This window comes from Tahibacter aquaticus (assembly GCF_004363655.1).
In the GTDB taxonomy this organism is placed as follows: Bacteria; Pseudomonadota; Gammaproteobacteria; order Xanthomonadales; family Rhodanobacteraceae; genus Tahibacter; species Tahibacter aquaticus.
The window spans coordinates 369792-392082 of record NZ_SNZH01000007.1 but is presented as its reverse complement, the minus strand read 5'-3'; the positions used below and the strand labels follow the sequence as shown (position 1 = coordinate 392082).

At 65.7% G+C, this 22291-nt stretch carries 16 protein-coding genes; 3 read left to right on the top strand and 13 right to left on the bottom strand.

Annotated elements, in window-relative coordinates:
* Window positions 1-179: 179 nt before the first annotated feature.
* Window positions 180-2258 (bottom strand): TonB-dependent receptor, encoded by a 2079-nt coding sequence (locus DFR29_RS13995; RefSeq protein WP_208113594.1) that lies wholly within the window; start codon window positions 2256-2258, stop codon window positions 180-182.
* Window positions 2259-2578: 320 nt separating this feature from the next.
* On the opposite strand from DFR29_RS13995, the gene DFR29_RS13990 reads away from it, so the two are divergent.
* A complete protein-coding gene (locus DFR29_RS13990) occupies window positions 2579-4387 on the top strand; it encodes a DUF4394 domain-containing protein (protein ID WP_133819218.1) in 1809 nt (602 codons plus the stop codon).
* An 82-nt stretch (window positions 4388-4469) separates the two neighbouring features.
* Here DFR29_RS13990 and DFR29_RS13985 read toward each other — a convergent pair whose 3' ends face one another.
* The 6 genes from DFR29_RS13985 to DFR29_RS13960 form a co-directional block, all read right to left on the bottom strand.
* Window positions 4470-6545, bottom strand: a complete 2076-nt coding sequence (locus tag DFR29_RS13985; RefSeq protein ID WP_166654082.1) for a M13 family metallopeptidase — start codon at window positions 6543-6545, stop codon at window positions 4470-4472.
* A gap of 383 nt (window positions 6546-6928) precedes the next feature.
* On the bottom strand, window positions 6929-7441 hold the full coding sequence (locus DFR29_RS13980) for a YybH family protein (protein WP_208113593.1): 513 nt from the start codon (window positions 7439-7441) through the stop codon (window positions 6929-6931).
* A 77-nt stretch (window positions 7442-7518) separates the two neighbouring features.
* Window positions 7519-8574, bottom strand: coding sequence for a 2-oxoacid:ferredoxin oxidoreductase subunit beta (locus tag DFR29_RS13975; RefSeq protein WP_133819216.1), 1056 nt, complete (start codon window positions 8572-8574; stop codon window positions 7519-7521).
* A 21-nt stretch (window positions 8575-8595) separates the two neighbouring features.
* Window positions 8596-8883: a hypothetical protein gene (locus DFR29_RS13970; RefSeq protein ID WP_133819215.1), complete on the bottom strand. Its 288-nt coding sequence runs from the start codon at window positions 8881-8883 to the stop codon at window positions 8596-8598.
* Window positions 8883-10727, bottom strand: a complete 1845-nt coding sequence (locus DFR29_RS13965; RefSeq protein WP_133819214.1) for a 2-oxoacid:acceptor oxidoreductase subunit alpha — start codon at window positions 10725-10727, stop codon at window positions 8883-8885. The genes DFR29_RS13970 and DFR29_RS13965 overlap by 1 nt, the downstream gene beginning before the upstream one ends.
* A 115-nt stretch (window positions 10728-10842) precedes the next feature.
* On the bottom strand, window positions 10843-12669 hold the full coding sequence (locus tag DFR29_RS13960; protein ID WP_208113592.1) for an FAD-dependent oxidoreductase: 1827 nt from the start codon (window positions 12667-12669) through the stop codon (window positions 10843-10845).
* 201 nt (window positions 12670-12870) lie between these two features.
* Here DFR29_RS13960 and DFR29_RS13955 point away from each other — a divergent pair, with 201 nt between their 5' ends.
* Window positions 12871-13956: an aromatic ring-hydroxylating oxygenase subunit alpha gene (locus tag DFR29_RS13955; RefSeq protein ID WP_133819213.1), complete on the top strand. Its 1086-nt coding sequence runs from the start codon at window positions 12871-12873 to the stop codon at window positions 13954-13956.
* Window positions 13953-15251, top strand: a complete 1299-nt coding sequence (locus DFR29_RS13950; protein WP_243746049.1) for an amino acid permease — start codon at window positions 13953-13955, stop codon at window positions 15249-15251. The genes DFR29_RS13955 and DFR29_RS13950 overlap by 4 nt, the downstream gene beginning before the upstream one ends.
* Before the next feature lie 144 nt (window positions 15252-15395).
* On the opposite strand, the gene DFR29_RS13945 is transcribed toward DFR29_RS13950, so the two are convergent.
* The 6 genes from DFR29_RS13945 to DFR29_RS13920 form a co-directional block, all read right to left on the bottom strand.
* Complete coding sequence (locus DFR29_RS13945; RefSeq protein ID WP_166654081.1) at window positions 15396-15965, bottom strand: CAP domain-containing protein; 570 nt, start codon at window positions 15963-15965, stop codon at window positions 15396-15398.
* Between the two features lie 226 nt (window positions 15966-16191).
* On the bottom strand, window positions 16192-16416 hold the full coding sequence (locus tag DFR29_RS13940) for a formate dehydrogenase subunit delta (RefSeq protein WP_133819211.1): 225 nt from the start codon (window positions 16414-16416) through the stop codon (window positions 16192-16194).
* Complete coding sequence (gene fdhD / locus DFR29_RS13935; protein WP_133819210.1) at window positions 16413-17246, bottom strand: formate dehydrogenase accessory sulfurtransferase FdhD; 834 nt, start codon at window positions 17244-17246, stop codon at window positions 16413-16415. The genes DFR29_RS13940 and fdhD overlap by 4 nt, the downstream gene beginning before the upstream one ends.
* Window positions 17247-17259: 13 nt before the next feature.
* Entirely contained in the window at window positions 17260-20109 is a 2850-nt protein-coding gene (fdhF, locus tag DFR29_RS13930) for a formate dehydrogenase subunit alpha (RefSeq protein ID WP_133819209.1), read from the bottom strand.
* Window positions 20110-20193: 84 nt separating this feature from the next.
* Window positions 20194-21732 carry a formate dehydrogenase beta subunit gene (locus DFR29_RS13925; protein ID WP_133819208.1) on the bottom strand — a complete coding sequence of 513 codons (1539 nt, stop codon included), beginning with the start codon at window positions 21730-21732 and terminating at the stop codon, window positions 20194-20196.
* Window positions 21729-22250, bottom strand: coding sequence for a formate dehydrogenase subunit gamma (locus DFR29_RS13920; RefSeq protein ID WP_133819207.1), 522 nt, complete (start codon window positions 22248-22250; stop codon window positions 21729-21731). Before DFR29_RS13920 ends, DFR29_RS13925 begins: the two co-directional genes overlap by 4 nt.
* Between the last annotated feature and the right edge of the window lie 41 nt (window positions 22251-22291).

The following is a 22291-nucleotide window of genomic DNA, read 5'->3' as shown; positions in this document are numbered from 1 at the left end:
TAGCAAGCCGCTACAGCGACGAGAACACAAGCAGCGGTGCGATTGATCGGCTCAATCGGGGCTGAGAGAAAGAGGTGATTCTCAACAGCCTGCTAATAGGCTGAACCCAGCGTGGGAACGCCATTCCTGGGCGCGCTGCATCCATCTCGCATCAATCGCCAACTACGCTGGTACAGCAGTCAGAACGTACCGCGCAAAGTAAACCGCAGCTGGCGCGGTTCTACCGGATGGAAGTGGATATCTGCAACCGCCTCGCTTTCGCCGCGCAGGCGCGATGCGTAGAAATAGCTGATGTCGTTGCTCTTGCTGTCCAGCAGATTCAGCACTTCCGCGCTCAGCCGGAAGGCCGGCGTCAGCGCGTAGCCGATTTCGCCGTTGAGCAGGGTAGTCGAGTGCGAACGCACGCTGCCGTCCTCGATCAGCGGTGCCGGGCCGAGATAGCGATAGCGCAAACTGCCGGACCAGCGGCCATTGCCTTTTGCCTGCACACCGACCGAAGCGACACGTTCGATCGCATTGGCAATGCGCGAGCCCGCTGGATTGCCGTCGAAGCGCGCCATCGAACGCGCGTAGTCCGCATCGATGGCTAGCCAGGGCCGCGCCTGCCAGTACATCGACAATTCCAGGCCATGGCGTTGCGACGGAAAACTCGGCTCGGTCGTGCCGCCGTCGCCGGAGAACACCAGCTCTGAGCCGATCTTCAATTGCCATAGCGCCGCGCTGAGCGTGAGGTTCGGCGTCGGCGTCGTGCGCAGGCCGATTTCCGTGCCGGTGCTCGGCACCAGCAGGTTCTGCGCGAATGCGGCTTCGCCGGTGCCGGTGGGGTCGACGCGCAGCGTGGCGCCGCGTGCATCGTTGCTGTGAAAGCCGCGGCCGGCATTGAGGAACACCTGCGTGCCGGCCCAGGGGCCCAGGATCAGACTCAGCTTCGGGCTGGCGCGGCGATCCGAGGCCGATCCTGAATTTTCCACAATATTGCTATTGACGTCGGTGCGATACGCATCCCAGCGTAGCCCGGCGACGCTGCGCAGCCAGGGCGTCCACTGCGTTTCGTAGCTGGCGAATAGGCCCAGCGACTGCTCGTTCACGCGATCCAGCCGCGTCGTGCCCAGGCGTTGCCGCGCCCGGGTATGAAACAGCCCTACCGTACCGATATCGTCGATGCGCGCATCCAGGCCGACGGCAAGCGCCTGCGTGATCGCTCCGCTCGTCCAGGCCTGCACGTATTTCGCCGTGGCGCCGTAGTAGTCGCGTTCGTCGGCCTGCTCGAACTGGTCGCCGGCGACGGGATCGTCAAGAAAATAGGTGAAATTGGAAAACAGATCCAGCGAATAGCGTGTGTAGTACGCATTGACCAACAACTGGCCGCTGCCGAGTGCACCATGGTATTCGCCGGCCAGCGTATAGCGCGAAGTATCGCCGCCGAGATCAGGATCGATCTGGCCATAACGCCCGACAGCAGCGGACGCGACCGCGCGCAGCGGTATCTGGTCGCTGGATTGCCAGCGGTTGCGATACGCCGAAAACTCCGCGTGATAGCCCTGCGCCTCGTCGCCACCGCGCCATTTGCCGATCATCGAAATGCGCCGCGTGTCCTCGGGCTTTTCCCAGGCGCCGTCATACTTACCCGCGTCCAGGCCGAACATCACGCCGCGGCCGGCCGACAGTTCGTGCGAACCGGCCAGCAGCGCGCGCACATAACCATCGCTGCCCACGCCAAGCTGGTAGACAGGCTGCGGCAACCGGTCGGCATAGCGAATACGCACCGAGCCGGCCGAGGCGAAATCGCCGTCCTCGGCGTAGTACGGCCCCTTGCGATATTCGATGGTGTCGATCAGCTCGGGAATCAGTCCGTTCAGATCGTTATAGCCCTGGCCGTGGGCATGCGTGCGCAAATTGTTCGGTACGCCGTCGACGAACGCGGCCAGGTCGGTGCCGTGGTCGAGATTGAAGCCGCGCAGAAAATACTGGTTCGCCTTGCCGTCGCCGCTGTGCTGCGTGGCGATCAGGCCGGGCACCACTTCCAGCACTTCGGCCGGGCGCGAGATCGGCCGGTTCTCGATCTGCTCCTGCGTCACCACACCGGCCGAGGCCGCATCGGCCTGGGCCAGTTGATCGGGACCGATCATGCCGTAGACATGGTTAGGTGGCAGTTGCGTGGCCGGGAATCCGCTGGCGAACACCGGCCCCTGGCCTAGCCAGGCCAGAATGACCACAGCCGCAACCCAGGCCAGCCGTCCTTTCGCGTCGATTTTCATGCGTCGTCTCCTGGCAGTGCCAGCAGTACGCACGCGACCCGGCGACGGATGCAGGCCGATGTATAAATCGAGAACTATCTCTTTAGTTTCCTGCGACTGACACGGCGCCGTTAGCCTGGAGTGACGTGAAATTCGCGAAAAATGCGCTGGGAAAACGGAATTTCCCTCAGGCGCCGGCATGCATTGCATCACGCGAGATTCACAACTCCGCGATCATTTCGCTGCATCCGTCTGGCGCCCCAGCCACGTACTGCGCCAGACCGTGGTGTCATGAGAGAGGAGACCCACGGCTATCCGTCTTCCAGCCAAGGAATCTCGTCATGAGCAGGCCCGTCGTTTTCTCTGCGCCGCGTTGCGCGGCGCTCGCCGCAACCGCACTCAGTCTTATGCTGCTCGCTCCCGCCGCACTGGCGCGCCCTGTCGTCGTGCTGACCACAGGCAATGGCATCGCCATAGTCGATGACCAGACCCCCGGCTCGCCCGGCGCCGTGCTTCCCGTCAGCGGCCTGACCGTCAGCGACAACCTGGTCGCCATCGATGTGCGCCCGCAGAACAACCGCCTGTATGGCCTGGGCTACAACAACTTCACCTCCAACGTGCAGCTCTACGCCATCGAGTACCGCGCCGGCAGCGCCGTCGCCACGGCGGTAGGCCCGGCCGGCAGCTTCGTCGATGCGGCGGGTTCGCCCCTGCTGATCAACGGCCCCGCCTTCGACATCGACTTCAATCCCACCGTCGACCGCCTGCGCGTGATCACCAGCACCGGCCAGTCCTTCCGCATGAACCCGAACAATGGCGCGCTGGTCGACGGCGACCTGGGCGGCGCAGTGGGTTCGGTAGCCGGACTCAATCCCGACGGCTCGGCCAACGGTGCCGGCACGGCCTTCGATGCTGCGGCCTATACCAATAATCAGGCCAATGTCACAACGACAACCTTGTATACGATTGATTCGGCCAGCGACCGCCTGTTCATCGTCAATCCGCCCAATGCGGGCACATTGACCACGCCCTTGCCGCTGACCCTGGGCGGCAGCACGCTGGATATTTCCAGCGAGAGCGGCTTCGATATTCCATCGGGCATCAACGTCGCCGCCGGCAATGCGGCCGCAAGCGGCCTTGCCTATGCGGCGTTTACCGTAGCCGGTGTTTCCGGTCTCTATCAGCTGGAACTGTCCAGCGGCGTGACAAGCCTGGTCGGCACGCTCGGCGGCCTGAGCGTGCGCGATATCGCCGTCGCCGGCCTGCCCAGTTCTGCGCAGTCGCTCAATGTCAGCGGCAGCAGCCTGCAGCGTTTCCTGCTGCAGTCGCCCGCCAGCAGCGTCAGCGTGACGATTACCGGCGTCGCTGCCGGCGAACGCCTGGTCGGTTTCGACACGCGTCCGGCCACTGGGCAATGGATCGCGCTGGGCGTCAATGCAGCCGCCAATACGGCCACGCTATACCGGCTCGATCCGCAAACCGGCGCCGCGACGCAGCTCGGCGCCACGGCCGGCACGATTGCCTTCGTCGACGCCCTCGGCCTGCCGATAGACCTGGCCGACGGCAGCTACGGCGTCTCGTTCAACCCCTCTGTCGACCGCGTTCGCGTGGTGAGTTCCAGTGGCCTTAACTTCCGCGCCAACCCGCTCACCGGCGGCCCGGTAGACGGCGATCTCGGCGGCCCGAGCGGCAGCGTAGCCGGCACCAATCCCGACGGCCCGGTAACCATCGCCGCCATGCCCGCCGGCCTCGACGGCGCGGCCTATACCAACAATTTCGCCGGCACCACAATTACAACTTTGTATACTATTGAAGCCAGCGGTGACCGCCTGCTGATCCAGAACCCGCCCAACAGCGGCACGCAGACCTTGCCCATGAGCATCACCCTCAACGGCAGCGCCGTCGATTTCAGCGCCGCCACCGGCTTCGACATACCGCCCGGCCCGGCCGCCGCTGCCAACAACCTGCCCGTCAGCGGCCATGCCTATGTCGCGCTGACCATCGCCGGCGCTACGCGCCTGTACCGGCTGCAGCTCGACACCGGCGTGCTGAGCGATTTCGGCCCCATCGGTGCGGGCACCACCGCCAGCGCCGGACTGACGGTCGGCGATGTATTCAGCGATACACTTTTCGAGGATGGATTCGAATAGCCTGGGCGGCACGTAATTCAGGCAACCACGTAGGTTGGGGTAAGCCGTCAGGCGAACTCCAACCTACGCTGCCTGTCGCCAATCACCAGACCGATGCGCGCTTGCTGGCGTCGAGAAAAAGCGTTGCCTGGGAATCAACGCCGAACGCGTCGTACCAGGCCTGCAGATTGCGCACCACGCCGTTGACGCGATACTTCGCCGGCGAGTGATATGCCGTGTCAATCTCGCCGCGCAGCGCGCTTTCCGTCGCCTGCGTACGCCACAGCTGCGCCCAGCCCAGGAAGAAGCGCTGCTCGCCGCTGAAGCCGTCGCGCCCGGCCTTGGTATCCACGCCCTTGGCCGCCGCATACAGGCGATACGCGTCCAGCGCGACGCTGACGCCGACGAGGTCGGACAGGTTCTCGCCCAGGCTGCGGCGGCCATCGAGGTGTGCGCCGGGCAGCGGCGCGAATGCCGAATACTGCGTGGCCAGCACATCAGCCCTTGCATCGAATGCAGCGCGGGCGGCCGGCGACCACCAGTCGCGCAGGTTGCCCTTGTCGTCGAAGCGCGAGCCCTGGTCGTCGAAAGCGTGTGCCATCTCGTGGCCCAGCACCGAGCCGATCGCACCGAAATTCACCGCGCTGTCGGCGCTCGCGCTGAAGGCCGGTGCCTGCAGCAGGCCGGCGGGAAACGTCACTGCGTTGAGCTGCGGACTGAAGCTGCCGTCGACCGACTGTGGCGGCAGGTGCCAGCGATACGGCCGTCCGGGATGGGCCAGGTACTGTGCGTCCTGTTTGATCTGCGCGGCCTTCAGGCGATGCAGGTTGCCGATCGGATCGGCAGGCCGGATCTCGACCTCGGCATAGTCGCGCAGATCGTCCGGATAACCCAGGCGCAGGCGCATCGCGTCGATCTTGGCCAGCGCCGTCGTACGCGTTGCCGCGTCGAGCCAGTCCGCGCCGGCGATGCGATTGCGCAAGGCCTGCTTCAGGAACGGCGCCATCGCATCGACGGCGGCGCGATCCGCCGGGGAGAAGAACTGCGCGACGTAGCGCGCGCCGACCAGCTCCGGCAGGTTCTGGCTGACGAACTGTATGCCGCGATCCTCGCGCGAGCGGCGGGATTTCTGGCCGTTCAGCGTGGTGCCGTAGAAACCGAAGCTCGCATCCTGGAAGACCGTCGGCAGCAGATGCGCATGGTTGTGCAGCCAATGGAAGGCCAGGTAGGAACGCCAGGTGGCTACGGGCGTGGCGGCGAAAATGGCAGCACAGTCGCGGATCGCCGTATCGGTATTCAGCACCAGCGCATCGACGGCGGGATAGCCGCTGGCCTCGATGAACACCTTCCACGGAAAGCCAGGGGCGTATTTCAGCAATTCGCCGAATGACATCGGGCGATAGTTCAGTTGGCGGTCGCGCAGCTGCTGCGCATTCCACTGGGCGCCGGCCAGTTTCGTCTCCAGCGCAACGATCGTCGCAGCGTGAGCGGCACCGTCGGCGATACCGGCGCGCGCCAGGGTTTGTGCGATGTAACCGGCATAAGCGGCGCGCTGGCTCGCATACGGCTCGCCGGCTGTGTCGTAGTAGCGCTTGTGCGGCAAGCCGACGATACGGCCGCTGGCGGCCTGCTGGTCGAGATGCAGACGGCTGCGGCGCGTATCGCCCGCGTCGAGGAATACGTAGCAGGCCACAATGGTGTGCGACAGCGGATGCGCCATGCGCTGCGCCACCTGCGCGTGGCTGGCGATGGCGAGGATCGCATCCAGGTCGCCGCGCACCGGCGCCAGGCCGGCCTTGTCGATGGCGGCCACGTCGACATAGCTGCGATACAGATCGGCCAGCTTGCCGCTGCCGGGCGCCTGCATTAGATCATTGTGGACAATATCCCGTATGCGATTTTCAGTACGCAGGAACATCGCATTCATTTCACCGTACTGCGCATAGCCAGTAGGCCGCACGGTATCGCGCAACCAGCCTTCGTTGACGTAGGCGAAGAAATCGTCGCCGGGCCTGACTGTTGCACTGAGATTGGCCAGGTCGATGCCCCAGCCACCGACCGCAAGGTTTTCCGCGGCAGCGAACACGTGCCGGGTCGCGGCAGCCAGGGGCAGCAGCAAAAAGCTCGCGCAGAGTCGGCGCCGGGCAAGACCGGCGGGCAGCAATTCGGAAACTGGCATGCGTTCACTCCTGCGGACTACCTGTCCCATGCCGCACAACGCGTGCGCGCTCATCGGATGCGGGCTAATGGCAGACGGAAACGCCGTGACGCCGGCGCCTCCCGTCGAGTAGAACGTGGATGCCGTGCGGCAGCCAACGGTCGCAGGTGCGAAGCCGCCGCCCCGATGTCAGCCGCAGCCCAATCCCTGGCGGCGGTGGATCAGATCGTACGCAGCGGAAAGATTCAGTGGCGAAATGCGGATGACACCCGCTTCGCCTCAGGACAGCCCCAGCATGAAATCGTCGTGGCCGCCAGGCGCCAAGCCGCGAACCGTCGATGGCATTTCGGCAGCGGCTTCACGAGACCATCGACGCCGCGTCGATGCCGATTGCCCGACAGGCGCTACGCCTCGGCGAGAACAAGCATGTTCGCGTCCCGCGCCAGCTGCCAACGGCCGTCCGCCTGTTTGCGCAACACCGACAGCACATTGCCTCGCCGCCGCTGCGTTTCGCCGCCCTGTAGCGGCGTGGTGCGCACATCGAGCACGCTCCAGCAGCAGGCCAGGTCGCCGCTGATCGCCACATCCTGTACTTCGCCGCTGCCTTCGAAGCGATGCGTCTGCAGCAGCTGCCGCAAGCCTTTGGCGAAGGCGTCGCGGCCACGCAGGGGCTGTTCGTGGCCGGCGATCAGGAAGACGACGTCTTCGGTCATGAGTTCGAGCACGGCCGCTACGTTGCCGGCAGCGGTTTCGGCGTGCCAGCGGGCCAGAAGATCGCGGATGGCTTGTTCGTCGGGGGACATGGGGATAGCGATGGGAAGGTTAGCGGGTTGCGGGGAGGCCTCGATGTTGGGGTTCGCTTTGCTCACCGCCAACCTACACGAGGAGACCTCGATGTTGGGGTTCGCTTTGCTCACTGCCAACCTACGCGGAGAGACCTCGATGTTGGGGCTCGCTTTGCTCACCGCCAATCTACGCGCTCGTGGGCTTGGGCTTAGCGGAAGCTTGCGTTGATCTTGAGCAACGCGCCTGCCCCGGGCGAAAGCTCCGCCGCCTGCATCTGGTTGAACGGCTTGGCCGAGGTCTTCAGGTGAGTATGCAGGTCTTCGGCTTCCGCATCGACGTAGAGCAGACCGGTCACCACTTCGCCCAGGGCCTGGTGCTGCTGCACGTAGTTCATCGCGGCAATGCGGTTGCGCGGATCGTAGTCGGGATCGAGCTTGTGCAGGCGCAGGCGCGAGCCGTCGTGCTGTTCCACTTCGATGGTTTCGCCCGCAGCGTAGTCGACAGCGATTTCCTCGCGTTCGGGGATCACGTCCATGCGGTTGACGGCGTCGTTGTGGGCGCGCACGTATTCGTAGCTCTTGGTACTGCCGGCGTGGTTGTTGAAGGCGACGCAGGGGCTGATGACGTCGAGGAACGCCGCGCCGCGGTGGGCGATGGCGCCTTTGATCAGCGGTACGAGCTGGGCCTTGTCGCCGCTGAAGCTGCGGCCGACATAGGTGGCGCCCAGTTGCAGGGCCAGGCCGACCAGGTCGATCGGGCTGTCGGCGTTGACCACGCCGCGCTTGGAGGTGCTGCCCTGGTCTGCCGTCGCGGAGAACTGGCCCTTGGTCAGACCGTAGACGCCGTTGTTTTCCACAATGTAGGTCATGTTGACGCCGCGGCGTATCGCGTGCACGAACTGGCCTATGCCGATGGACGCGGAATCGCCATCGCCGGAAACGCCGAGGTAGAGCAATTCCCGATTGGCCAGGTTGGCGCCGGTCAGTACCGAGGGCATGCGGCCGTGCACGGTGTTGAAGCCGTGGGACTGGCCGAGGAAATAGTCGGGCGTCTTGCTGCTGCAGCCGATGCCGGACAGCTTGGCCAGGCGGTGCGGCTCTACGTTCAACTCCCAGCAGGCCTGGATGATGGCGGCGGAAATGGAATCGTGGCCGCAGCCGGCACACAAGGTGGATATTTTCCCTTCGTAGTCGCGCCGGGTGAAGCACAGCGCGTTCTGCGGCAAGGTGGGATGGTGCAGCTTGGGTTTGGCGATGAAGGTCATGGCGCTAGAGAATTCCTTGATTCACGGCACGCGACGTTTGTCGTCCGGCTGCCAGGTGGCGGCGAAGCCGAGGAAGCAGACACCGGTGAGCAGGCCGACCAGCTGCCAGGCGCCCATGAAGATCTCGTTGCTCACCAGTTCGGTGGCGCCGAAGTACATGCCGGCGCGGAACATCAGCATGATCACTTCGAGGATGGCGGCAACGAGTATCCAGGGCGAACGCGTCTTGACGAAAAGCACCACCGACGCGGCAATGAACAGCAGCGGGCTGAGATTGGCCAGGATGGCTACAACGGAAGAACCACCCATCAGCCTGTGACTCCGTGGTTGATGCCCTGCCCTGCCGCGGCGGTGCGCATGCGTTCGGCGATGGCGCGGGCGATGTAGCGAGCGGTGATCGGCGTGCCGTCGTAGTGCAGCACGGCAGGCACCCGGGCGGGGTCGATGTCGAATTCGTTGACGATCAGGCTACGCAGCTGCGCATCGCGGTTCTGCTCCACCACGTAGACGGCGTCGTGGGCGTCGATGAATTCGCGCACGCTGTCGGGGAACGGATAGGCGCGGATGCGCAAGATGTCCAGCGGCAGGCCGTCGCGTTCCAGCAGGGTGATGGCCTCGGCCATGGCCGGGCTGGTCGAACCGTAGTAGATCGCACCGAAGCGCGTGGCACGGCCAGCCTTGCGCAGCTGCGGCTGCGGCACCAGGCTGCGCGCGCTGTCGAACTTATGCAGCAGACGCTCCATGTTGTAGATGTAGTCGGGACCGCGTTCGGAATAGCGCGCGTACGGGTCGCGCGAAGTGCCGCGGGTGAAGTAGGCGCCCTTGTTGGGGTGTGTGCCGGGATAGGTGCGATAGGGAATGCCGTCGCCGTCCACGTCCTTGTAGCGGCCGAAATCCTTGCCGGCCTCGAGTTCTTCCGCGGTCATGACCTTGCCGCGGTCGTAAGCCCTGCTGTCGTCCCAGGCAAACGGCCTGCTCAGGCGCTGGTTCATGCCGATGTCGAGATCGGTCAGCACGAAGATCGGCGTCTGCAGGCGGTCGGCGAGGTCGAGCGCGGCGGCGGAAAAATCGAAGCATTCGGCCGGGTCTTCCGGCAGCAGCAGCACGTGCTTGGTATCGCCGTGGGAGGCGTAGGCACAAGCCAGTACATCCGACTGCTGGGTGCGTGTCGGCATGCCGGTGGACGGTCCGCCGCGCTGCACGTCGATGATGGTGACGGGAATCTCGGCGAAATAGGCCAGGCCGATGAATTCGTTCATCAGCGAAATGCCCGGGCCCGAGGTCGTGGTGAAGGCACGCGCACCGTTCCAGCCGGCGCCGACCACCATGCCGATGGAGGCGATTTCGTCTTCGGCCTGGACGATGGCGAATTTGTTCGCGCCGGTTTCCGCATCGACGCGGTACTTCATGCAGTATTTCTGGAACGCTTCGGCCAGCGACGACGACGGCGTGATCGGATACCAGGCGCAGACCGTGGCGCCGCCGTAGACGCAGCCCAGCGCCGCCGCGGTATTGCCGTCGACGAAGATGCTGTCGCCGACATTGTCAGCGCGGCGTACGCGCAGGCCCAGCGGGTAGGCCAGATTCTGCAGCACGTAGTCGCGGCCGAGGTGGAAGGCGTGCTTGTTGGCGTCGACCAGTTTTTCCTTGCCCTTATATTGTTCGGCGAGGAGGGTTTCGATGACGGCGGGTTCGATTTCCAGCAGTACCGACAGCGCGCCGATATACATGATGTTCTTGAACAGCTGGCGTTCGCGCGCGACGGTGTAGTTCTGGCTGCAGATGTCGGTGAGCGGCACGCCGATGACGTTGATGTCGTCGCGGAACCGCGAGCGCGGCAATGGCTTGGTCGAGTCGTAGAACAGATAGCCGCCGGGTTCGATTTCCTTGAGGTCGGCGTCCCAGGTCTGCGGGTTCATGGCGACCATGAGATCGACGCCGCCGCGGCGGCCAAGCCAGCCGTCCTCGTTGACGCGCACCTCGTACCAGGTGGGCAGGCCCTGGATATTCGACGGGAAGATATTGCGCGGGCTGACCGGCACGCCCATGCGCAGGATGGATTTGGCAAAAAGTTCATTCGCGGACGCGGAGCCGGAGCCGTTGACGTTGGCGAACTTGATGACGAAGTCGTTGCTGGCGGAGATCGGCGTCATGGGCGGGGCTCCGGGGTGTGGGGCTCGCCGGGGTATGGCTCGCGCGCCTGCGCATCTTGCTCCAGCCCTCTCTCCCAGGCTCGCCTGGGGGAGAGGGCGTCATGTTGCTCTCCCATCATGCCGCCTCCCTGCACGCGCCCTTGCTGCGGCAGCCAGGCCCCGCATGGGTCATCTCGATCAGGTATTTGTGCATGTCCCAGGCGCCGGTGGGGCAGCGCTCGGCACACAGGCCGCAATGCAGGCAGACGTCTTCGTCCTTGACCATCACGCGGCTGGTCTTCAATTCGCCGGAGACATACAGATCCTGCGCCAGGTTCAGGGCCGGCGCCGTCAGCTGCGTGCGCAGCTCGGCTTCTTCGGCATTCGGTGTGAAGCTGATGCAGTCCATGGGACAGATGTCGACACAGGCATCGCATTCGATGCAGACCTTGTCGGTGAATACGGTCTGTACGTCGCAGTTGAGGCAGCGCTGGGTTTCCTTCAGCGCGGTCAGCGTGTCGAAGCCCAGTTCCACTTCGACCTTGATATTGCCCAGGGTCTTTTCGCTCGGCGCCCAGGGCACTTTGTAACGGTCGTCGGGCGAGATCTCGTTGTCGTAGCTCCACTCGTGGATGCCCATCTTCTGCGACAGCAGGTGGACCATGGGCGCGGGACGCTCGCCCACGTCTTCGCCGTTGAGCAGCTTGTCGATGGAGATGGCCGCGTCATGGCCGTGGGCTACGGCCCAGATGATGTTCTTCGGGCCGAACGCCGCATCGCCGCCGAAGAAGACGTTGGCCAGGCTGGACTGGAACGTGGCCTTGTCGACGACGGGCATGTTCCATTCGTCGAAGACGATGCCGCTGTCGCGCTCTATCCAGGGAAACGCGTTTTCCTGGCCGACGGCGATCAGTACATCGTCGCAATCGACCGTGACGTCGGGCTCGCCGGTGGGTACGAGCTGGCGCCGGCCGCGTTCGTCGCGCTGGGCACGCACGCGCTCGAAGGTCATGCCGACGAGTTTGCCGCCTTCGTGCAGGAAGGCCTTGGGCACGTGGTAGTCGAGGATGGGTATGCCTTCGTGCTGGGCGTCTTCTTTTTCCCAGGGCGAGGCTTTCATTTCGTCGAAGCCGGAACGCACCAGTACCTTGACGTCGTCGCCGCCAAGGCGGCGCGCGGAACGGCAGCAGTCCATCGCGGTGTTGCCGCCGCCGAGCACGATCACGCGCCGGCCGATTTTCTCGATGTGGCCGAAGGAAACCGAGGCCAGCCAGTCGATGCCGATATGGATGTTGGCTGCAGCTTCGTGCCGGCCAGGCAAGTCGAGATCGCGCCCGCGCGGCGCGCCGCAGCCGATGAAGACCGCATCGTAGCCCTGGGCGAGCAATGATTTGAGCGAGGCGATGCGTTCGCCGGCGCGGAATTTCACGCCCAGGCCGAGGATGTAGCCGGTCTCTTCGTCGATGACCGATTCGGGCAGGCGGAAGCGCGGTATCTGCGTGCGGATGAAGCCGCCGGCCTTGGCTTCGCCGTCGAAGACGGTGACGTCGTAGCCCAGCGGCGCGAGGTCGCGCGCGACGGTCAGCGAGGCCGGACCGGCGCCGACGCAGGCGATGCGCTTGCCGTTGGGCTTGTCCGGCCGGGGCAGGCGCGCGGCGATGTCGCCCTTGTTGTCGGCGGCTACGCGCTTGAGCCGGCAGATGGCGACGGGTTCGGGCGAAGCGCCGTTGTTTTCCTCGACACGTCCGCGCCGGCAGGCCGGTTCGCAGGGCCGGTCGCAGGTGCGGCCGAGCACGCCGGGAAAGACATTCGATGTCCAGTTGACCATGTAGGCATCGGCGTAGCGCCCTGCCGCGATCAGTCGGATGTATTCGGGGACTGGCGTGTGGGCCGGACAGGCCCACTGGCAATCGACGACCTTGTGGAAATAATCGGGAACACGGATATCGGTGGGACGCACCATCACCCTCCTCGCCGCAGTCTTGCGCCGAGAGGCTCCTGGCGTGACGCAGCTGGGAGCCTCGCCTGTCGATCCGGGCCGAGTGTGCCCCGTGTCGCCGAGGAAAGAAAGGAACGCCGCGGCACAAGCGCACGGGCCGCCGCGGCCATGCCGGCGGCGGCGATTTGCGGGTAGAGTCGGGTCAGTTCAGGACCGGTCCTGCCCATGACGTTTTCGCCCGCCCCCGACTGGCTGTTGCCGCAGCCGCTGGCTACCGCCAGCGCCCTGCCTGCGCCGTTCTATACCGATGCCGATGCCGCCGCGCAGGAACGCCGGCGCGTGTTCGCCCATGGCTGGCAGCTGGTGGCACATGCCGCGCAGCTGGCGGCGCCCGGCGACCATGTGGTGGACGAGATCGGCGGCGTGCCCGTCGTGCTGCTGTGCGGCGAAGACGGCATTGTGCGCGGTTTCCACAATGTATGCAGGCACCGGGCCGGCCCGCTGGCCTGGTGCAACGGCCGCGGCGCCAAGGCCTTGCGCTGCAAGTATCACGGCTGGACCTATGCCCTTGACGGGCGCCTGCGCAGCGCGCCGGAAATGGATTCGGCCGAGGGCTTCGTTGCCGGCGAGGTACACCTGCCGGCAATCGAGGTGGCGAGCTGGCAAGGCCTGGTATTCGCCGCATTGGCCCAGGCGCCGCCGCTGCAGAAAGTGCTGCACGGCATAGACGCACGCCTGCACGGGCATGCGCTGGGCAGCTATGCGTTCAGCCATCGCCACAGCTACGAGATCGCCTGCAACTGGAAGGTCTACGTGGACAATTACCTGGAGGGCTACCACGTACCGCATATCCATCCGGCGCTGAACCGGCTGCTGGACTACCGCAGCTATCGCACCGAACTGGCCGACTGGTATTCGCTGCAATGGAGCCCGCTGGAAAACGAGGGCAATTTCTACGGCCAGGGCGATGCGCTGTACTACTTCATCTGGCCGAACATCATGCTGAATATCCTGCCCGGGCGCCTGCAGACCAATCGCGTCGTGCCACTGGCGGTGGACCGCTGCCGCGTCGATTTCGACTACTACTACCCTGCCGCGCTGGACGAGGCCGAACAGGAACGGCGCAGCCAGGACCAGCTGTTCAGCGACGAGGTGCAGCAGGAAGACGTGGCGATCTGCCTGGCTGTGCAGCAGCGGCTGGCCTCGGGTTCGTACCTGGCTGGCCGGCTATGTCCGCGGCGCGAAAGCGGCGTGCATCATTTCCACGAACTGCTGCGCCGCGCCTGGCGCGAACACGGAGCAGGCACATGAGCGGCACGGCCGCACGCCTGGGGCTGTGGACAGCAACAGCGCTGGTCGTTGGCAATATGATCGGCTCGGGCCTGTTTCTGCTGCCAAGCTCGCTGGCACCGTACGGCGCGGCGAGTGCCTTGGGCTGGGCGATCAGCGGCCTGGGCTCGCTGCTGCTGGCGGCGGTGTTTGCGCGGCTGGGACAGCTGCGGCCAGGGGCCTCGGGCGGACCGTATGCGTTTGCCCAGGCGGGCTTCGGCGATGCGGTCGGTTTCGTGGTGGCCTGGTGCTACTGGATTTCGATCTGGAGCGCGGTGCCGGCGATTGCGATTGCTCTGACCGGCTATGCCGGCAACCTGCTGCCGGCACTGACTGCCACGCCGGCGCGCGCGGCGGCATGCGCCATTGTGACTTTATGGATCTGTACCTTGTTCAACCTCGGCGGCCTGCGCACGGCCGGCGGGGTGCAGCTGCTGACGACCCTGGTCAAGGTCGCCGCACTGGTCGTGTTTGCGCTGGCGGGGCTCTTCTGGTTCGAACCGGCCGCAGTGGCTACCGCGGCACCGGCGTTCAATCCTTCCGGCCACAGCCTGGCCGAGGTAGCGTTTGCCACCTCGGCGCTGACCTTGTGGGCATTTCTCGGCCTGGAAAGCGCGACGGTGCCGGCGGGCTCGGTACACGACGCCGAACGCACGGTACCGCGGGCGACCCTGCTCGGCACGGCCATCGCCATCGTCGTGACCATCGCCGCCTGCAGTGCGGTGATGCGGCTGGTGCCGGCGGCCGAACTGGCCCATTCCAGCGCGCCCTTTGCCGACGCCGTGCGGCCGCTGTTTGGCGATGCGGCAGCGCGCGTGGTGGCGCTGGTGGCCGCCATCACCTGCCTGGGCGCACTGAACGGCTGGGTGCTGATGCTGGGCCAGCTGCCGCTGGCAGTGGCACGCGACGGGCTGTTTCCGGCAGCGTTCGGCCGGGTGGATGCGAACGGCACGCCGCGTACCGGGCTGCTGCTCGGTGCGGTGCTGTCCAGCGTACTGGTGCTGGCGAACTACCATGCCAGCCTGGTCAGCCTGTTTACCTGGTCGATTCTGCTGTCGACGGCAGCGTCGCTATTGCCGTTCCTGGTATGCGCGCTGGCCTTGTTGCGGCTGGAACGCGGGCGGCCCCTGCTGTCGCTGCTTGCGGTGCTGGCGGCGCTGTATGCGGCTTACGCACTGGCCGGTACAGGCACGCAGGCCTTGCTCTGGGGCGCCGGCCTGCTGCTGGCCGGCTTGCCTTGCTATCTGTGGCTGCGCTGGCGCCAGCAACAGCGGTGACGGCTGGCGTTGCCGAGGCCGGCCCGGGAGACCTTGCGGCGCAATTCGCCGTGCTCATCGCACCCTACGATGGCCGCGACCGGCTTTTGTAGGGCGCGATGAGCACGGCGAATTGCGCCGTCTTTGCTACGTCTTTCGGCGCCGTCAGTACGGCCGCTGGCCGGTGAAATTTCCCGACGGGCTGTACTGGCAGACGACCAGGGTCCAGTTGGTGAATGGCGGCTGGAACGGCGAGTTGACCGTGCAGTTCCTGCTGCCGCAACCGACGCTGCTGGTCGCGCGCCAGACCATCTGGGTGTAGTGGCCGCATTGGCCGGTGCAGCCCATGGTGGCGTAGTTGTAGTTGGCGAATTCGCCGGCCCAGTTCTGCGCCGCCGCAATTTCCACATTGCTGGGAAATCCTGAAGACACCGCACCGGCATAGAGGTTTTCGCCGACGCCGGCCGCGCCGCTGTGGGCATAGTTGCAATTGTTGGCGTAGTTCTGCGCCTGCGTCGCCAGCGTGGTGCTCCAGCTCAGGTTGGCCAGGCCCGGAGAGGCTGCCGGTACGACGGTCTTGCGCGCGCAGTTGTTCAGGGCGAGATGGCTTTTCCAGTTTGCCGGCGTGGCACCGATCTCGTTCTGGAAGCCGTCGTTCATGAGGCAATCGAGAAATACCGCCTGGGCCGGCAGTGCGCACGGCGCCAGGGCAAGCAGGAGCCAATAACGTTTCATGGCAGTCACCTCCTGGGCGGATAGTAGCCGCCAGATTGCATGAAGCGTCAGTGATGAGGCGTACGCACGAGGCTGTCTGGTGGCCGGTAACGGATGGATCGGAACAGGGGTCGGACTCGTTGCATGCCGGACGCCGCAGCGCAGCAAGCCCGATAGCCCACGCCAGAGACCCATCGGCAGCACGCACTGGGCAGCCAGGACGAGCGAGCGGCTGCCGATTTGTGCGTTACAGGCCGCCCGTGCCCAACCGCCTCACCGCGGCCAGCGCCAGCTCGTCAAGGCCGGCGCCGTCGGCATCGCGGCAATGCGCCGTGATCGCCTGCAGCATGCGCGGTTCCCAGAAGCGCTTGATATGCGAGGCGATGCCGGCAATGCCCTCTTCACGGTCGGGCTCGCTGGCGAAATAGCGGGCGATGTCGTTGGCCATGCTGACCAGGCGTTCTACGTTCAAACGGTGTCTCCGGCGGCGCCGACATAGCGCTGGGGATGGGTGTATACCGCGCAGCCGCCGGGCCGGGCAAAGCCGATCAGGGTCAGGCCGCTGCTGTCGGCCAGGGCAATCGCCAGCGCGGTCGGCGCGGAGATCGCCGCGAGCAGTCCGATGCCGGCGCTGGCGGCTTTCATCGCCATCTCGTAGCTGGCGCGGCTGGTCACCACGGCGAAACCGCTGGCGCTGTCGAGCTGGCCACGCCGCAAGGCGCCGATCAATTTGTCCAGTGCGTTATGCCGGCCTACGTCTTCGCGCAGCAGCTGAATCTGCCCGTCGCAATCGGCCCAGGCCGCGGCGTGCGTGGCGCCCGTCGCAGCGGCCAGCGACTGGCGCGCCGACAGTTGCGCCAGGGCTGTGTCCAGCGCGGCCGCGGTGATGCGCAGCGTGCCGGCTACGCGCGGCGGCACGCGCAGCAGGTCTTCCAGTTCGCGGCTGCCGCAGACGCCGCAGCCGCTGCGTCCTTCCAGGCTGCGTTCGCGCCGTGCGAGCGATACGGCACGCGCCGGCGGAATGTTCAGCTGCAACACAATGCCTTCCAGCTGCCGCTGCTCGTGCAAGGCGAGCAGTTGCGCCGGTATTTCGATCAGGCCTTCGCTCAGGGCGAAGCCCAGGGCGAAATCGTGCAGGTCGGCCGGCGTCGCCAGCATCACGGCGAAGTGCTCGCCGTTGCAGACGATGGCGACCGGCACTTCCTCGGCGATACGGTCGGCGTGCTGGTCCAGGCGGCCCTGGCGCCAGCGCGCGACCGGGCGCAGTACCGCTCCGGCGGGCAGTGCATCGGCTTCGCTCATGCGACGGGCCGGCTCATGGCGCCGGTGAACGAGCCTGGCCGAGCAGGTCCAGCTGGCGCTCGGTGAAGGCCTGATGGCGGCGCTGCCAGTCCGACGGCTGCGACACCCGCGTGGCCTGTACCGCCGTGACCTTGTACTCGGGGCAGTTGGTGGCCCAGTCGGAGTTTTCCGTCGTCACCACGTTGGCGCCGGATTCGGGAAAATGAAACGTCGTATACACCACGCCGGGCTGCATGCGGTCGGAGATGCGCGCACGCAGCACCGTATCGCCGGCGCGGCTTTCCACGCCGACCCAGTCGCCCTCCTGGATGCCGCGCACGTCGGCATCGTGGGGATGCAGTTCCAGCACGTCTTCGTCATGCCACATCACATTGGGCGTACGCCGGGTCTGCGCGCCAACGTTGTACTGCGACAGGATGCGGCCGGTGGTCAGCAGCAGCGGGAAGCGCGCGTTGACCTTTTCCTCGGTGGGTACGTATTCGGTCAGCATGAACTTGCCCTTGCCGCGCACGAACTCGCCGATATGCATGGTCGGCGTACCCAGCGGATGCGCTTCGTTGCACGGCCACTGGATCGAGCCCAACTCGTCCAGCCGCTCAAAGCTCACGCCAGTGAAGGTCGGCGTCAGCGCGGCGATTTCGTCCATGATCTGCGACGGATGCGTGTAGTTCATCGGATAGCCCATGGCCTGGGCGATCAGCTGGGTGATTTCCCAGTCGGCATAGCCGGCCTTGGGTGACATGACCTTGCGCACGCGGGAGATGCGCCGTTCTGCATTGGTGAAGGTTCCCTCTTTTTCCAGAAAGGAACTGCCGGGCAGGAAGACATGGGCGAGCTTGGCCGATTCGGTCAGGAACAGATCCTGCACGACGACGCATTCCATCGCACTCATGGCCGCGGTGACATGCTGGGTGTTCGGATCGCTTTGCGCGATGTCTTCGCCTTCGATGTACAGGCCCTTGAAGCTGCCGTCGAGCGCGGCCTCGAACATGTTCGGAATGCGCAGGCCGGGCTGGTCGTGCAGCGGTACGCCCCAGGCGCGCTCGAAACTTTCGCGCACGGCCACGTCGGACACGTGCCGGTAGCCGGGGAATTCGTGCGGGAACGAGCCCATGTCGCAGGAGCCCTGCACGTTGTTCTGCCCGCGCAGCGGATTCACACCGACGCCAACACGGCCGATATTGCCCGTGGCCATGGCCAGGTTGGCGATCGCCATAACGGCGGTGGAACCCTGCGAGTGCTCGGTCACGCCCAGGCCGTAGTAGATCGCCCCGTTGCCGCCGCTGGCGTACAGCCGCGCGGCAGCGCGCACTTCGGCCGCGGGCACGCCGCTGTCGGCTTCCAGTGCTTCGGGCGAGTTCTTCGGCAGAGAAACGAAAGCGCGCCATTTGGCAAAGGCCGGACCTTCGCAACGCTCAGCGACGAAGGCTTCGTCGATCAGGTTTTCGGTCGTGATCACATGAGCGAGTGCATTGAGCACCGCGACATTGGTGCCGGGTTTCAGCTTGAGATGGAACTGCGCCTGGATATGCGGTGTGCGCACCAGGTCGATGCGGCGCGGGTCGATCACGATCAGTTTCGCGCCCTGGCGCAGGCGCTGCTTCAGGCGCGAGGCGAATACCGGATGGCCGTCGGTCGGGTTGGCGCCGATCACCAGCACTACGTCGGCGTGTTCGACCGAATCAAAATCCTGCGTACCGGCGGATTCGCCCAGGGTCTGTTTCAAGCCATAGCCGGTCGGCGAATGGCAGACGCGGGCGCAGGTGTCCACATTGTTGGTGCCGAAGCCCGCACGCACGAGCTTCTGTACCAGATAGGTTTCTTCGTTGGTGCAACGCGACGAGGTGATGCCGCCGACCGAATGCCTGCCATAGGTGGCCTGCAGGCGCTTGAACTCCGATGCGACGTGCGCGATGGCGGTTTCCCAGCTGACCGGCTGCCAGGGGTCGCTGATGCGCTGGCGGATCATCGGCGTGGTGATGCGGTCGGCATGCGTGGCATAGCCCAGCGCGAAACGGCCCTTGACGCAGGAATGGCCGTGGTTCGCTTGGCCGTCCTGGTTCGGCACCATGCGTACCAGCTCCTCGCCTTTCATCTCGGCGCGAAAGGAACAGCCGACACCGCAATAGGCACAGGTGGTCACCACGCTGTGCTCGGCCTGGCCGAGCTGGATCAGCGATTTCTCGCTCAGCGTCGCGGTCGGGCAAGCCTGTACGCAGGCGCCGCAGCTGACGCATTCGGAAGCCAGGAAGGAGTCGTTCTGGCTGGGCGATACCGTGGAACCGAAGCCGCGGCCCTGGATGGTCAGGGCGAAGGTGCCCTGCACTTCGTCGCAGGCGCGTACGCAGCGCGAGCAGACGATGCACTTGGACGGATCGAAGGTGAAATACGGATTGCTCTCGTCTTTCTTCGCGGCCAGGTGATTGGCGCCGTCGTAGCCGTAGCGCACTTCGCGCAGGCCGACCGCACCGGCCATGTCCTGCAGTTCGCAGTGGCCATTGGTGGGACAGGTAAGGCAGTCCAGCGGATGATCGGAAATATACAGTTCCATTACGCCGCGGCGCAGCTGGCCGAGCTTCTGCGTCTGGGTCTTCACCTTCATGCCGGCGGCCACCGGCGTGGTGCACGAGGCCGGATAGCCTTTGCGCCCCTCGATCTCGACCAGGCACAGGCGGCAGGAGCCGAAGGCGTCGAGCATTTCGGTGGCGCAGAGCTTGGGAATCGCCGTGCGGGCCATGGCCGCGGCGCGCATCACCGAGGTGCCTTCGGGCACGCTGACGGTCTTGCCGTCGATTTCCAGGCTGACAGTGGTGACGGCCCTGGACGCCGGTGTACCGAGATCGTTTTCGACGATGGAAAGCATGATTACCTCCGGCGCGCGCGGCGCAGGTTTTTGCCCGTTCCGTCGCGCGTCGGGCGCACACGGAAAGCGCGGGAAAGGCGGTGCTCAGGAACGCGCACGGAAATCTTCCGGATAGTGGTCCAGCGCGCTGAGCACGGGAAACGGCGCCATGCCGCCCAGTGCACAGAGCGAACCGTTGACCATGGTGTCGCACAGGTCGCGCAGCAGCACTTCGTTGCGCTCGCGCTCGATGCCGGCGCGCATCCGGTCGATCACTTCGACGCCGCGGGTGGACCCGATGCGGCAAGGCGTGCATTTGCCGCAGGATTCCACGGCGCAGAATTCCATCGCAAAGCGCGCCTGCATGGCCATGTCGACCGTGTCGTCGAAGACCACCACGCCGCCATGACCGAGCATGCCGCCGACCGCGGCGAAGGCTTCGTAGTCGATCACGGTATCGAACAGGTGTTCCGGCAGGTAGGCACCGAGCGGGCCACCGACCTGCACCGCGCGTATCGGCCGGCCGCTGGCGCTGCCGCCGCCGAAGTCGTACAGCAGTTCGCGCAAGGTGAGGCCAAACGCTTTCTCGACCAGGCCCCCGTAGCGCACGTTGCCGGCCAGCTGCAGTGGAATGCTGCCGCGGGAGCGGCCCAGGCCGTAGTCGCGGTAGAACCCGGCACCGCGGTCCAGGATCAGCGGTACGCTGGCCAGGGTGACGACGTTGTTGATCACCGTGGGCTGGCCGAACAGGCCGGCAATCGCCGGCAGCGGCGGCTTGAAGCGCACCTGGCCGCGCTTGCCTTCCAGCGATTCCAGCAGCGAGGTTTCCTCGCCGCAGATATACGCGCCGGCGCCGAGGCGTGCCTGCAGATGGAAAGGCTTGCCGTCGCCGCGGGCGTTGTCGCCGAGGTAGCCGGCGGCGGTGGCAAGCTCGATCGCACGGCTGAATACGCGGAAGGCCTGCGGGTATTCGCTGCGGATATACACATAGCCTTCGCTGGCACCGACCGCGAGCGCGGCGATCAGCATGCCTTCGATCAGTGAATACGGATCGCCTTCCAAGGTAAGGCGGTCGGCATAGGTGCCGGAGTCGCCCTCGTCGGCATTGCAGACAATGTATTTTTGTACTGATCTCGCATCGGCGCAGGTTTTCCATTTGATGCCGGCCGGGAATGCCGCGCCGCCGCGGCCGCGCAGGCCGGAGTCGAGTACCTGCTGCACGATGTCCGCCGCGTCCAGCTGCAGCGCGCGGGCGAGGCCTTGCCAGCCATCGTTGGCGGCATAGGCGGCCAGGTCCAGCGGATCGGCCAGGCCGATGCGGCGGTAGGTCAGGCGTTCCTGGCGCTTGAGGAACGGAATTTCCTCGGTAGCGCCCAGCGCCAGCGCATGCGCACCGCCATCGAGAAAACCTGCGTCGAACAGGCCGGCAACATCGTCGGCCGTGACCGGGCCGTAGGCAATGCGGCCTTGTGCGGTCGCGACTTCGACCAACGGCTCCAGCCAGAACAGACCGCGGGAGCCGTTGCGCACCAGGTCGACGGCGATGCCGCGCGCCTGCGCTTCGGCTTCGAGGCGCTGCGCCACGTCGTGCGCACCGACCGATACAGCGGCAGAATCGCCGGGGACATAGACGGTAAGGCTCATGCGGGCTGCTCCAGCACATCGAGCAGCGCATCGAGCTGCGCCGGCGTGACACGGCCGCGCAGTTCGCCGTCGAGCATGAGTGCCGGCGACAGCGCGCAATTACCCAGGCAATAAGCCGGTTCCAGCGTGACCGCCCCGCTGGCGCTGGTACCGTGCCAGTCGGTGCCCAGGCGCTGCTTCGCGCGCACTTCCAGCTGGACCGAGCCCATGGCCTGGCAGCTTTCCGCGCGGCACAGCTGCAGTACATGCCGGCCGGGTGCTGCGCTGCGGAAGTGGTGGTAGAAACTGATCACGCCATGCACGTCGGCGCGGGACAGGTTGAGGCCGTGGGCGATCAGGGGCACGCCCTGCGGCGGTACATAGCCGAGCCGGTCCTGGATCGCATGCAGCAGCGGCAACAGGGCGCCAGGCTTGTCGCGCCAGGCGGCAATCGCTTCCTGCACGGCCGCACGCTCTACGGGCGTGGGGCCGGGATCCTTGACAGGCATCGCAGCGGGCTTGTGGCTGGCTGACGACATTCGCTTGCTTCTCCTTCGTTGCACGGCCCAGGCGGACCACG

Excerpts from the sequence above, each read along its gene's own strand:
- DFR29_RS13995 (WP_208113594.1), bottom strand. The coding sequence starts at position 2,258 with ATGAAAATCGACGCGAAAGGACGGCTGGCCTGGGTTGCGGCTGTGGTC.
- fdhD (WP_133819210.1), bottom strand. The coding sequence starts at position 17,246 with ATGAGCGAAGCCGATGCACTGCCCGCCGGAGCGGTACTGCGCCCGGTC.
- DFR29_RS13990 (WP_133819218.1), top strand. The coding sequence starts at position 2,579 with ATGAGCAGGCCCGTCGTTTTCTCTGCGCCGCGTTGCGCGGCGCTCGCC.
- DFR29_RS13965 (WP_133819214.1), bottom strand. The coding sequence starts at position 10,727 with ATGACGCCGATCTCCGCCAGCAACGACTTCGTCATCAAGTTCGCCAAC.
- DFR29_RS13985 (WP_166654082.1), bottom strand. The coding sequence starts at position 6,545 with ATGCCAGTTTCCGAATTGCTGCCCGCCGGTCTTGCCCGGCGCCGACTC.
- DFR29_RS13970 (WP_133819215.1), bottom strand. The coding sequence starts at position 8,883 with ATGGGTGGTTCTTCCGTTGTAGCCATCCTGGCCAATCTCAGCCCGCTG.
- DFR29_RS13955 (WP_133819213.1), top strand. The coding sequence starts at position 12,871 with ATGACGTTTTCGCCCGCCCCCGACTGGCTGTTGCCGCAGCCGCTGGCT.
- fdhF (WP_133819209.1), bottom strand. The coding sequence starts at position 20,109 with ATGCTTTCCATCGTCGAAAACGATCTCGGTACACCGGCGTCCAGGGCC.
- DFR29_RS13920 (WP_133819207.1), bottom strand. The coding sequence starts at position 22,250 with ATGTCGTCAGCCAGCCACAAGCCCGCTGCGATGCCTGTCAAGGATCCC.
- DFR29_RS13975 (WP_133819216.1), bottom strand. The coding sequence starts at position 8,574 with ATGACCTTCATCGCCAAACCCAAGCTGCACCATCCCACCTTGCCGCAG.
- DFR29_RS13925 (WP_133819208.1), bottom strand. The coding sequence starts at position 21,732 with ATGAGCCTTACCGTCTATGTCCCCGGCGATTCTGCCGCTGTATCGGTC.
- DFR29_RS13950 (WP_243746049.1), top strand. The coding sequence starts at position 13,953 with ATGAGCGGCACGGCCGCACGCCTGGGGCTGTGGACAGCAACAGCGCTG.
- DFR29_RS13945 (WP_166654081.1), bottom strand. The coding sequence starts at position 15,965 with ATGAAACGTTATTGGCTCCTGCTTGCCCTGGCGCCGTGCGCACTGCCG.
- DFR29_RS13960 (WP_208113592.1), bottom strand. The coding sequence starts at position 12,669 with ATGGTGCGTCCCACCGATATCCGTGTTCCCGATTATTTCCACAAGGTC.